This window comes from bacterium (assembly GCA_013360215.1).
Taxonomy (GTDB): Bacteria; CLD3; CLD3; order SB21; family SB21; genus JABWCP01.
On sequence record JABWCP010000012.1, the window covers coordinates 26,756 to 39,561 of the forward strand.

A 12,806-nucleotide genomic window follows, 5' to 3' on the forward strand; every position below is an offset into this window, starting at 1 on the left:
CCCCCCTTCGTTTGATAGACGGTTACACACAATCGCCATGATCACAAATGTTCATGGCGATTGTCCTTTTTATCCTTTATCTTTTTTTATGAAGCGTTTTACTATCGTACGTTATCAACGCATCGTGTATTGTACAGGTCTGTATTTGGCCATTTTCATTTGGTTAGGATCAGCACCATCCGTCATCGCGCAGCGTTCATTTAAAATGCCAAATGAAACCGGTGCAATTGCACAAGAGCGCCCTTCCGGTAATTCGATCGGTGTTATTACCACAACCGGCGATACAGTTTTTATCGCTGCAGGAAGCAATCTCAATATCACCACAAATGCGGGTGCGGCATGGAACATCATCGGACGCTCTGACGGATTATACAAGGGTTCGCCTGTCGCCATCACGCATCATAAATCCGTTTTGTATGTAACGACGGCTTACGATTCGTCCCTCGCCATTGAACCAACCTACGGTGTCAGTGGCGGTATTTCCATTTCCAAAGATTTCGGCAACACGTGGTCGCATATTGCGCAACCCACTGACACCGGCACCATTCGGGGCCCCGTCGTACGCACGGATGCACGTACATCGCAGCCGATCGTTCTTAATTTGGTACGTGATGTGATGCGACGGCAAACGGGTTTCCTTACCGATTCGATCTACGTCGTTACGATCAAGTCGGCGATAGATAATATCACGTTTGATATCGCTGTCAACGACAGTTCGATTTGGCTGGCCGCATTTGCCGGCGGACTCCGTCGCGCACGTATCGCCTTGGACGGCACGATCGGATATTTCACGCCAATGCCATTGCCGCCCGACTCGCTGCTTGAAATTAAAGCCGACCGCGATTATGATTTTTCGATCGACCCTTTAGAGCATTACAATCATCGCGTTTTTTCGGTGATCAGCGCACGCGATGGCATATGGTGCGGTTCGGCCGGCGGTATCAATTTTTCGTCCGATTTCGGTCAAACATGGAAACGCTATACGTCCGATCAACACCATATCAGCGGTAATTTTGTCACCGCCTTAGCTGAACAATTTTATACCGAATCCGGTTCGCTGCATCGGGTTATTTGGGCAGGGACCAACCGCGCCCTGAGTTCGGCCGAAGAATCCGGCGTTTCTTTTACTACCGATTCGGGTGCGACATGGCAAACTTCGCTTCGCGGTTATTTTGTCAATAACATTACTTTTGACGGAAAAACAGTGTACGTTGCTACGTCGGACGGTCTTTTTCGCTCGTCGAACCTCGGCCAAAGTTGGGAACGTTTTATTACCATTATAGATCAAACAAGCGGCGATCGTATTTTTACGAGCGAATTTACAACCATCGGTGTCACTCCTAAATCCGGAACGCATACTATCTTTGCAGGAACCTATGATGGTTTGGGCATTTCTACTGATGATGGCGTGACGTGGACCATACCGCGTGCGTATGCCAAGCCCGGGCAAAAAGGAAATCCATCTTCATACGCATATCCTAACCCTTTCTCTCCGAAGTATGGCATCACACGATTCCAATTTGACAAAGACGACCTTTCATCCGACGATCGTGTCACGTTATCCATCTATGATTTTTCTATGACACCGGTCGTCACACTTGTCAAAAACGCACCGATTGATCAAACCATTTTCTGGAATGGCAGGAACCAAAAAGATCAACGCGTTGCCAATGGTACGTATATTTATATTATCGAAGCGGGGAAAAAGAAGTTTCACGGCAAAGTAACGGTGAGAAAATGATCATACTGCGGCGCTATTTATATATTCCCACAAGTTATTTGATTTGGATGCAATGGATGGTTTTCAGCATTACAACCGCCGCGGCTTTGTATGCCGGAGATAATGGTGGACGCGCAGGGTCCTTCCTTCGCCTGGGATTAGGTCCGCGTGCACGCGCTATGGGTGATGCGTACACGGCATTAGCTGATAATGTGTACGCCCCATACTACAATCCCGCAGGACTGCCTCTGATTGTTCAGCCGGAGGTTGCTGTTTCAACTGGTATTTTGAGTTTTGATCGCCAATTCACTTCTGCAGGATTTGCCAAGTTTCTTCCGCCCAAAGCAGGATTTGGGATTAACGTACTGCGCAGCGGTTTCGGCGAAAGCGATGTACGCGATGCCGATGGCAACGCTACCGGCGAACACATCGAGGATACACAGTACACCGTGATGTTCGGGTTCGCATTACGTTTCAGTGAAAAATTTTCAGCCGGTATCGCACCGCAATGGATTCACTCCCGGATTTACGATGTGACCGCTTCGTCCGTCGGATTAAATGTCGGAGCTTTGTATCAATATTCTCCGGTTTGGTCGTTCGGTATTTCACTCAAAAATCTTTTACAAAAACTTCAATACTCCCGCAATGCAACCGGGCTCGGCGATGAAACCACGGTGGACAAGCTTCCGGCAACATTACGACTCGGCGTCGCACATCATCATTCGCTCAACGAAAATTTCTCGTTGGTCGCATCCTATGATCTGGAAAAAACATCCGGTTACACATTGGCGCATCACTTTGGAGCTGAGATCGGCTGGCAAAACAAATTTTTCTTACGCACAGGCTTGGATCAATACGATTGGACGGCGGGATTGGGAATCCCGTTTGATACGTTTGGGGAAAAACTCATCGTGGATTACACTGTTATATTGGACGGGCGCAACGGCATTAGTACCGTATCGCACGACATGGGGCTCTACGTCAGATTTTGAATCTCTGCGTTTGTCCGGCAACGATTTCGATTCTGAAAATTAAAATCAACACACAAACGGTGAGAAGCCGACGTAACGTACGAACTGATTTTTTATAATGCTTTTATCACAACGACCGTCTCGTCATCGTGCTGCATGGCTTCACCGGTAAACGAATGCACATCATCAATGATCCGATGCACCAACATCTCCGCTGAGGAATCCGGTTTTTCATCAATTAGTTTCAATAACCGCTCTTCACCGTATTCATGACGATGAATATTGTGCGCTTCGATCACGCCATCCGTTACAAAAACAAAGACATCCCCTGGTGCATAAGCGAATTCTTTCTCTTCCAGATTTTCCTCAAATGTCCCGTCATCGGTTATGCCCAATCCTACTCCTAGCGGCGTAATAAGCTCCACCTTGCGTTGGGATGCATTGTAACAATACAACGGTAAGTGCCCTGCACGTGCGAGACGAATTTTTTTCTCTTCCAATAGAAACGTTGCACCGATCGAAGTGACAAATGATTTTTTCTCCAGATCACGACATAAAATACGATTGGAACGAATAAACAATTCGCGCGGTGTCAGATCAAAGCTGTTGAGCGAATGAATAATACCCTGCACCTTGGACATATATAACGCCGCTGACGTGCCTTTGCCGCTCACATCGCCTACGATAACAGTAAACTTATCCGGTTTACCGTTGAGATAATCGAAATAATCACCGCCCACCTCGAGCGCCGGTACCGAGCGCCCTGCGATTTCCAAACCTCTCACGTTCGGTGTTTTTTGAGGCAATGACTCCAACTGAATGCGACGGGCGATATTCAGCTCATGCTTCAAACGATCTTGCTCGGCAAGATTCTCATACAAAAAGGCATTCTCGATCGCAACCGAAGCTTGTTTGGCGACCGTCGTCAAAAACATAAGATCATCATGATCAAACGGCGATTCCGACATGCGTTCCCCGACGATAATCGCGCCGACAGTGTGCTCTTTTGAGCGAATCGGTATCACAAAACGAAAACCGCATTGGCGCAATTCGTTGCGCAGCGGTCCCGGTAAATTATCCACATTGATCGTAGCTGTTGACGTATTGGCACGCACAGCCGCCATAAGAGGTTGATCCGACTTCGAGCATAACGCCTGCCACGCGCCGGATTCATACCCATATACTTCACTGCAACACAACGATTTTTCATCCCGATAAAAAACGACGCCGGCCATTTTGAGATGCATGAGCGAAGCTAATTTTTCAACCATTCCGCGCGCCAAATCATTCATATTAAGATTGGTCGCCATCACCTCCGCAAGCTCTGCCGCCGCACGCCGGTAGTCGTGATGGGATCGGTGAAATTTATAATCGATCCAACGTTGGCCCCATGATCGCAGGCGTACCCAAACAAACGTCATCAAAACAGCTAATAGTATCAGAACGACTTTAAGAATTTGCATGCGTTCATCCGCACTTACAGGTACATCCGTAATTTCGACAGAAGATTCCGTAAAACGGATATTAGGCAAATCCATATTCGAAGTGACCGCTATGACAATCAATTGTACAGCGCCGTACACCACGGTTAAATTCCAAACCAGCGATGCGATTACATATTGCACATTACGACGCACACGGAAGTTTAGCTCCATCAAGTGGTATCGTGCGATCGTATAAAGATGCGCGAGAGGGATCAGCGCAAAGAAGAATCCGGCATAACCGAAAAGGTAACCACGTCCTGAATTACCGTCACTGAAAAATGTCAGTACATAACCCAAAACAGCGCATGCGAAAGCAATCCAACCGCTCAGACGCGAAACCGAACGATATGAGGATGAAAAATACGACTTGTAACGCAATCGGATAAATATATAATACACCATCATCGCAATACCGCTTACAAACGCGGCAAACGCTTGTTGGTAAACTACAATTCCGATAAACGTTATCGCCGATATGCCATAGGGTACGATGGCTACCCATTTTTTCTGAATTAATTCCTGAACGGAAAACGGAAAATATAATCGGCTGTGCATCAGCATGGCCATACCAAGTACGAGGCTCCACCATCGCACATTGGTCACAAATACTCCGAATGGTGTAGTACTCAAGGATCCCCGCTCACCTAAAAGCGACAACATCATTCCGATAAGAAAAAAAGCCATTCCCAAAAGCACTGCCGCTGTGGTATCCGCGCGTTTGTAAACCAAAAATGATCCTACTAATATATACACGAGACCGGCGCCATAAATCACCAACAGAAAAAATGGTATGCCAAACTTGGCCAGCGTAACATCCAAGGTAATGATTTGGTTGTCGCGCAAAATATCGTAAGCAATGGTCTTACCGATTTGTCCGGATGACAGAATTCGATCCGCTTCGATCGCCGATTTGAATGTTCGCCCGTTGATACGAACAATCAAATCACCGACCAACATGCCCGCGCGATCGGAAGCGCCGTTGTGGGCCACTTCACGCACATGCGCCGTAAAAGGAATTTCATGATAAAAACTATCCGGGGCATCTTTCCGGATAAAATTGGCCACGAACATCTTGGATGCTTTGGAGCGAAAAACAATGGCGTTGATTTTTTCTTCAGATCCGACGCGTTTCAAAAATCGGGCTATGGAATCCTGATCTTTCCAAAAGATACCGCCGACGGATACGAGCAAGTCGCCTGCATATACGGAATCGCGAATAAATACACCTGTCGTATCGCGTTTTTGATAATAACTGATATCGGCCGGAAAACTGCGAAAGATGTATAGCTGAGACGGTGCATCATCAAAAATATTTTCATCTGTCGGAGAAGCGGCAAAACGATAAAAATTGACAACGACTAAGACTACGGCAGCGATCATAAAGGCTGTCAGAAAAATGCGCCGAAATAGGAGGTGTGTGGGCTTCATGGTCATAACTTATGGCTTAGAACGCAATGCTGCAAGCTTCAAAAAATACTCTAACAAAGGTTACGCGCTATGATAAAAAAAGATTCACTATTTATATGCGCATCCGGTTCATGCCCACTGGAATACGTTCCGATTACCGCCGCGCAGAACATACTGATACATTACAATTCATTCTATCGTATCACATGCATTCCCGATAGCGTCAAAATCAATATGCCGAGAACGATACGATAAACGATAAAAATCGTCGTCGAACGTGTCTGTAGCCATTTGATCAGAAAAGCAATGGAAGCATATCCGACGATACCGGCGACAAGCGTGGCTACGAAAAGATGAATCAACCCTTCGTCACCGAGACCGTATTTAATAAGGTCTTTTAGTTCGAAAAGCCCGCTGGCTAGCACGGCAGGGATCGAAAGTAGAAACGAAAATCGTGCGGCGCTTTCACGCGTCAAACCTAGAAATAATCCGGCCGTGATCGTCACTCCCGAACGCGATGCGCCCGGTATCAATGCAACAGCCTGCGCAAGCCCGATGATCTGGGTATCTTTAAAATCCATGTCGGTAATACTACGACGATGCTTGGCCACCACCTCCGCCAATGCTAAGATCACAGCCAGTCCGATCAGACTCCATCCTATGATGGTGAGGCTGCGAAAATCGGTTTCAATCGTATCTTTGAAAATAATTCCCAGTATTCCGAGCGGCAAGGTTCCAAGTGCAATAAACCAAGCCATTCGTACGTCCTGTCGTAACTCGGCATCCCATTGCGCTTTCTGACTCCATCGTGTCACAGAAAAAAAAGCCGCTTTGATAAGGCGGATAATATCGTTTCTAAAAAAGATAAGCACCGCCATCAGCGTCCCAAGCTGTGTCACCGCCGTCACGGCGGCGCCGGGATCTGACCAACCCAAAAGCGCCGGCACGATGCGAACATGCGCCGTACTGCTGATCGGCAAAAATTCAGTAAGTCCTTGTATGATACCGATCACTATCGCTTGAAAAAAATCCATACGTTTCCTGAAGTTTAAAGTAACAATAAAAAAGCCCTACACCAATGATGTAGGGCTTTTTTCCGCATATCAGAAAAATTATAATTGTGTTTGAACGTTGGCAATCACTTTATTGATGATCGCTTTGAGTGTGTCAAAAACACCGACACCTTTGATACCGACGGCTTCATAATAAGGTACATTAAAATAATTGAGGCGTTTTTGAAGATTTTCTACTGTATCAACATCCGGAAGATCGCGCTTATTGTACTGGATCACCCAAGGAAACGAGTCCAGCGAGTGGCCGTCTTCACGCAGATTGTTTTCCAGATCAAGCAAGGTTTCAATATTGCCGTCCATACGATGCTTTTGTGAATCGGCAACGAAAACGATACCGTCCACGCCGTTGAGAATAACTTTACGGCTGGAGGCGTAATAAACCTGACCGGGAACGGTGTATAAATTAAATTTCGGTTTTTTACCTTTGATACGACCGACTTCAAGTTGTAAAAAGTCGAAAAATATCGTACGATCTTCTTTGGTTTTAAGCGATACGAGTTCGCCGGCCAGCGAGGGATCCATTTTGGAATGGATGTATTCCAAATTGGTCGTCTTGCCGCTCATACCGGGGCCGTAGTACACTATCTTCAGATTGATCTCTTGTAATGCCCAGTTGATAAACATTCGTATCCTCTCTAAGGTTTTATGGTTGAATCAGCAGACCGGATAATCCGTTATTTAAACGATTCGTCGAGTGCATCCCCGAGGAGCGAACCGAATTCGGAGTCAATCAGGTCTTTTGCGGAATCATCGCTGGAATTGGAAGAATCTTCAAAAATTTCAATCAGATTCTGGATGGCTTTTTTCGTGTAAATACGAATGAGGCCGAGCGTTACGCTGGTATCAAACACGACGACGAGGAAAAAATTGTCGCCGACATTGGAAAGATAAACATTGCGTTTTTCACCCTCGTGAAAAAGCAATTTGAACTTAGCGTCTTCGCCGACAAGTTTGGCCATTTCCGCCGTCGCTGCAAAATCCGATGCAGCTAACGCCGAAAGCACTGTCGTGTTCATTTTGTCCGTATTGCCGCGCTGGCTGATGAGCTGGCCGCTCATATCCGCAAAAAGAATCGCCGAAGCTTTCGTTTTCGACGCCAGCTCAGACAAAACTTTGGTAACGCCCTCAAATTGTTTCCCGTTGAGAATAATTTGCTTGCTACCGTCTTTCAATTTTTTCGTCTGCAACATAGCGGTTACCCTTTGCTCTGGTTATGGTAATCTTAAAAGAATAATCAAAATTGGATCTTGATAAGCGGACGTGCATCGCATTACGGATTAACAACCGTAACCTATGGAATTTTCGTCCTTTAGTCAAATAATTTTTTAACCGGCCTTTTTCTTTCGCAAACGTTCGATAGCCGCTTTCAACGATTCACGCAAACGCTCAATCGCATCCGCCAAATCACCGATTTCATCGGTCGCTTCGACGCGCACGATGGATTCCAGATCGCCTTTACTGATCTGCTCGGCCGATTCCGTCAGATACAATAGCTGTTTGGTAAGCGCGTTCGAAAGATACAACGCGACGATCATACCGAAAACCACGGCCAGAGCGAGTACGCCGCCCACTAAAAGCGCCGTAGCACGGATCGTGTCATCAATAAATTTTCCGGACATTCCGACGTGTGCATTGCCCAACGTACCGGCGCCGATCGGTGTGGAAATTTCGTAGGTTTCTGTATTTTCGACTTGTGTCAAGTCAATCTTATAATCACCGCCGCCGTCAATCACGGCCGCTTCTACCATCGTGCGTTGATTGTACGAACCGACTTTAAATTTCTGTGCAACCACTTTATTTTCTTTGTCGGAAATATACACGTAAGATACGGCGGTAAAACCGGAAGCTATATCCACGAGATTCTGGATGTCCACTTCATCATCGCCGACCAGCGGACGTTCCACCTGTTTGGACAGTGTGGTCACGATCGCTTTGCCGCGCTCTGTCAGTTCGGACTGCAGTGAACCCGACACCAACTGTACCACAAGAATGGTAATCGTGATACCGGCAATCAACGCACCGCTCACGATCACGAGCGGCACTTTCCATTTTAGGCTTAGTCCTTTGGCCATAATCGTCCGATCACAATGTACGGATTTGTTTGAGCATCAGTTGTTTAAAGGCCAATTGTTTGGCCGGATCGTAGATCTCATTGGCGATCGCCTCCACCAACGGCGGCACTTTGTCTTTGGGAAACGTTCTCTGATCTTCGCCAAACGTCTCAACCACGTCGTCGATAATGATCGAGGCCACCGGCCCGATCAATTGAATCAATTCATTTTCCAGGTTCTTGAAAAATGCAGAGGATACGTTTTGTTTATCGGCCGACGCTGTAGCGCCTGAAACTGCCGTGATCAACCCGGCTTCGGCCAGCATGTATACGATCCCCGCCACATCCATATCTTTCATACCAAGACGCGAGGATAACTCATCCACGGAATATTCGTCTTTTTCTAAGAGATGTAGCAATTCCCAGTCTTTAGCTTTAAGACGAATGGTCGGCGAAGGTTCATTATCTGTTTTACGAAATTTGACGCGGAACGAAGGTATGTGGCGTGCAATTTTTTGCCAGGCTTCATACTCTAACGTCGCTTCCGTGATGAGCTTGCCTGTTTCCTTATCAATGCTTTTCTGAAGCGACGCCACATCCGGTTCAAATGAAAACTTACCGCTGGTCCAGAGTATCAACTCGTGGAAGGCGGGTTCGCCGAGATAGGTATCGCACACGGCATGGACGATACGCTTATTGGCCAGATAAATTTCCCCATTTTCGCGTTGATCGCCGCGCTCCAGCAAAATGCGTCCTGTACGGTCACCTGCGACCAATAACTTGACGATGCTCAGCACGTCAACGTGAGATAAATTTCCGGAGAGAACGGTTGCCATGGATCAGGCCCGCACGTGTTGGTTAATTGACAACTTCGACCAGTGCCCAGCTTTCCGCATCCATATTGCTCCGCACCAGAAAACTGCGGCGGGACGCTTCAACTTTACTGAGTCTTTTTTGAAATTTTTTATCGGCTTCCAGATCCGCCAGCGCCACATTGACCGTGAGGCGCAGCATCGCCACGCTCACATTGGGCTGACACAGAATGATCAAGTTAAAATTACTCATCGGATAGGCGATGACGCGCCCATTATCGTATTTGAGATCGTATTCATGCAGCGGCGTGGAGAGGCGATCAAACATGGCCGCCACCTGGATCACATCGCGCGCGATTTCCACATACGTCGCTTCGTCAAAACCTTGCGGCATATTGGCATACACCGTTTCGCCGTCATTAAAATAAATAAATGAGGTTTTGACACCGTTGACGCTATTGATTTCTTCGAGTTTGTCTTTCATAATCCTGTCCGTGGAAAACGCTTATTCGGAAACTTTTTGAATACCGGGCGCTTTTTCTATTGCCTGCTCGATCAGATCCGCTGCCGCTTTTTGTTCTACGGTCAGCGTGATAATATCGTCATGCCACTTGGAAATAATTTTTCGATCATTTTTGCCCGTTACGATGCCAAACTTATACGTGCCTGATTTGGAAGCACGGCCTATCTTAGCCAGTTTGCGCATTATAAAACCCATACCGGCAGAGGTGCGTTTTCCGTTGGCAATGCCGTCTTCCATCAGAATCTCGCCCTGCGGTGACGATACCAGCACCGCGTTTACGCCGTTGATGGTTTTGATGTCACGGGTAAACTTGGCCATGGCTTCGCCTTTGGCTTCTAAGGCTTCATCAATCAGGCGAAGGCCTTCCATCATCAGATTGCCCCACGGTGCATTGATCGTACGCTTCGGTGAAGCAACACCGTTTTCGACTTTAAAAGGGCCTTCTTTGATAGCTAATATTTTATACACGGCATCTTCACCTTCTACAGCACCAAATGTCGCGTGTACGATATTACCTTCCGCAAAATAAATACGTCCGACCGCATTGCGTAATTCGACCGTAAACATCGCTTCGTTCTTTTCCATACAGTTCAGTTGAACGATGTTGGTCAATTTGAGATCTCTTAGATTTCCTACAAGCGCCACGTCAATACCCTTTATTCTTATTTCAACGCTTCGGCAATTACGCTTTTCATCATCTTGATTTCAAACGGTTTTTCGATATAGCGGTATGCGCCAAAACTCAGCGCTTCCTCTTTTTTTTCATCCGAACCGTATGCCGTCATGATAATCACATGCGTCTGCGGGCGTTCTTTTTTTACGCGTTTGAGCAATTCGATCCCGCTGATGCCGGGCATGGTAATATCCGTCAATATCAGATCAAACGGATGTTCGGCAAATTTTTCCCACGCTTCGGTACCGGAGGAAGCTGTCACGACTTCGTAATTTTCTTTAGATATGATAAAACTCTGGTAGAGACTAAACGTAAGCGTCTCTTCGTCATCTACAATCAAAATTCGCTTTAAAGTACCCGACATAAGGCCTCAGATTGCCATTGAAAAAAACATTTGTTTTAATAATTACAAAACCGAACTGCATCGGTTTAACAGACACCATACGCTTAATAATTTGAAATTTTATGTTTGTGACCGATGATTGGAATCTTTACTGCAATGAATTGCGTAATGATTATTCGGGTATTCTTTCAGACTTTCAAATTACAAGATAAATTAAATAGCGGGGAAATATATGAAAAGCGAATGGAGATTGTCAATTGAAAAGATATGCTTCGTGAAGAATTTTCAAGACTTTAGCATCGTTTTAAGACAAAGAAACTCCTTTACTTTTTATTTTTAGCTGTGTATTTTCCCAAAATTTTGATATACCTGACTTATATTGGTTGTATATAGTTTCGGGTATCGTTGAGGGTGTCATCCAATAACCGGAGCAGGGCATGAGTACGTGGTTAGTCGAAAAATGTAAACCGTTTTCTAACTTTGTCGAAGATATTAAGGCCAAAGGCTTATACAGTTACTTTACGGAACTGGAACGCACCGGCACATATATCACCGTCAAAGGTCAAAATCTCGTCAATTTTTCATCCAACGATTATTTGGGTCTTACGCATGATCCGCGTGTGATCGAAGAGGCACGCAAAGCGCTGGATATTTACGGGTCGGGACTCTGCGGATCCCGCTATGTCGTCGGCACGACCATCGAACATACGCGCTTGGAAGAAAAAATTGCCGACTGGAAGCAAAAAGAAAATTGCATTGTATTTAGTACCGGTTATCAGACTTTGCTTGGCACCGTATCGGCCATGCTGGTCAAAGCCGATGATTCGATCGAAGATAATATTGTGCTGGCCATTGACAAACTGAGCCACGCCTGTATCCTTGACGGATGCGCGCTGGCCGTAGGAACCCACATGACGCGCGGCGGAAGTACCAAAAATCTGGACGGACAGATACGGTATTTTCGACACAATGATCCGGGAAGCCTAGAGTCCATCGTTGAGTCCAGTGTCAAACGCGGTAAAAATGTGATGATCATTGTAGAAGGTGTTTACAGTATGGACGGCGACATTTGTCGTCTTCCGGATTTTGTCAATATTGCCAACAAATACGATGCGTGTATCGCCGTAGATGACGCCCATGGCACCGGTGTTTTGGGTAAAACCGGACGCGGCACGGGTGAACACTTCGGCATGGACAAAGATATTGATCTGCTGATGGGCACCTTCAGCAAAGCCCTAGGCGGCGTCGGAGGCTTTGTGTGTGGCCAGCGCGATGTGATTTCCCACATCAAACATAAAGCCCGCAGCCTCATCTTCTCCGCCGCATCCCCCGTCTCCAATATCGTTTCCGTATCCAAAATCATAGACATCATTCGTTCTGAACCCGAGCATCTTCAAAATCTGCGCGTCAACGAGTCGTACTTCAAATCCAAACTCAAAGAATTCGGATTTAACTACGGCGACAGTGAAACACCGATCGTACCGATCATCATCGGTGACTCGGAAAAAACGATGTACATTTCCAAAAAATTGTACGAGAACAATATTCTCATGCTGCCGATGATTTTCCCTGCCGTTGCGCGCGGCCAGGAACGTCTTCGCTGTACGATCAGCGCCAAACATACGCGCCAGGATTTAGATCACGCCTTGGACGTGCTCTACACGGAAGGTAAAAAAATCGGCGTTATCTGATATAAAGCAACCTCCATTTTTTAAAACCCTGCAAGCTTTGGCATGCAGGGTTTTTTTGT

12 protein-coding genes are annotated in these 12,806 nt (G+C 46.4%); 3 read left to right on the forward strand and 9 right to left on the reverse strand.

All coding sequences use genetic code 11. The features are described from left to right. The first annotated feature begins 37 nt into the window (after positions 1–37). Positions 38–1,741: a hypothetical protein gene (locus HUU58_09325; protein ID NUN45873.1), complete on the forward strand. Its 1,704-nt coding sequence runs from the start codon at positions 38–40 to the stop codon at positions 1,739–1,741. Continuing rightward, positions 1,738–2,712 (forward strand): PorV/PorQ family protein, encoded by a 975-nt coding sequence (locus HUU58_09330; protein NUN45874.1) that lies wholly within the window; start codon positions 1,738–1,740, stop codon positions 2,710–2,712. Before HUU58_09325 ends, HUU58_09330 begins: the two co-directional genes overlap by 4 nt. A gap of 92 nt (positions 2,713–2,804) precedes the next feature. On the opposite strand, the gene HUU58_09335 is transcribed toward HUU58_09330, so the two are convergent. From HUU58_09335 to HUU58_09375, 9 genes are all read right to left on the reverse strand, one after another. Further along, positions 2,805–5,603, reverse strand: a complete 2,799-nt coding sequence (locus HUU58_09335) for a SpoIIE family protein phosphatase (GenBank protein ID NUN45875.1) — start codon at positions 5,601–5,603, stop codon at positions 2,805–2,807. A 173-nt stretch (positions 5,604–5,776) separates the two neighbouring features. Then, positions 5,777–6,616 (reverse strand): undecaprenyl-diphosphatase UppP, encoded by an 840-nt coding sequence (gene uppP, locus HUU58_09340; protein ID NUN45876.1) that lies wholly within the window; start codon positions 6,614–6,616, stop codon positions 5,777–5,779. Positions 6,617–6,694: 78 nt separating this feature from the next. After that, positions 6,695–7,279: a GTPase domain-containing protein gene (locus tag HUU58_09345; protein NUN45877.1), complete on the reverse strand. Its 585-nt coding sequence runs from the start codon at positions 7,277–7,279 to the stop codon at positions 6,695–6,697. Between the two features lie 50 nt (positions 7,280–7,329). Continuing rightward, positions 7,330–7,845 (reverse strand): roadblock/LC7 domain-containing protein, encoded by a 516-nt coding sequence (locus HUU58_09350; protein ID NUN45878.1) that lies wholly within the window; start codon positions 7,843–7,845, stop codon positions 7,330–7,332. 135 nt (positions 7,846–7,980) lie between these two features. Continuing rightward, complete coding sequence (locus HUU58_09355) at positions 7,981–8,727, reverse strand: HAMP domain-containing protein (GenBank protein NUN45879.1); 747 nt, start codon at positions 8,725–8,727, stop codon at positions 7,981–7,983. 10 nt (positions 8,728–8,737) lie between these two features. Continuing rightward, the gene (locus HUU58_09360) at positions 8,738–9,541 is read right to left on the reverse strand and encodes a DUF4388 domain-containing protein (GenBank protein NUN45880.1); all 804 of its coding nucleotides are present in this window, start codon (positions 9,539–9,541) and stop codon (positions 8,738–8,740) included. A gap of 22 nt (positions 9,542–9,563) precedes the next feature. Further along, positions 9,564–10,001: a hypothetical protein gene (locus HUU58_09365; GenBank protein NUN45881.1), complete on the reverse strand. Its 438-nt coding sequence runs from the start codon at positions 9,999–10,001 to the stop codon at positions 9,564–9,566. A 21-nt stretch (positions 10,002–10,022) separates the two neighbouring features. After that, the gene (locus HUU58_09370; GenBank protein NUN45882.1) at positions 10,023–10,685 is read right to left on the reverse strand and encodes a DUF4388 domain-containing protein; all 663 of its coding nucleotides are present in this window, start codon (positions 10,683–10,685) and stop codon (positions 10,023–10,025) included. 17 nt (positions 10,686–10,702) lie between these two features. Next, complete coding sequence (locus tag HUU58_09375) at positions 10,703–11,077, reverse strand: response regulator (protein NUN45883.1); 375 nt, start codon at positions 11,075–11,077, stop codon at positions 10,703–10,705. A gap of 416 nt (positions 11,078–11,493) precedes the next feature. Between HUU58_09375 and HUU58_09380 the strand changes: the two genes are divergently transcribed. Beyond that, on the forward strand, positions 11,494–12,747 hold the full coding sequence (locus HUU58_09380; GenBank protein ID NUN45884.1) for a pyridoxal phosphate-dependent aminotransferase family protein: 1,254 nt from the start codon (positions 11,494–11,496) through the stop codon (positions 12,745–12,747). Positions 12,748–12,806 lie beyond the last annotated feature (59 nt).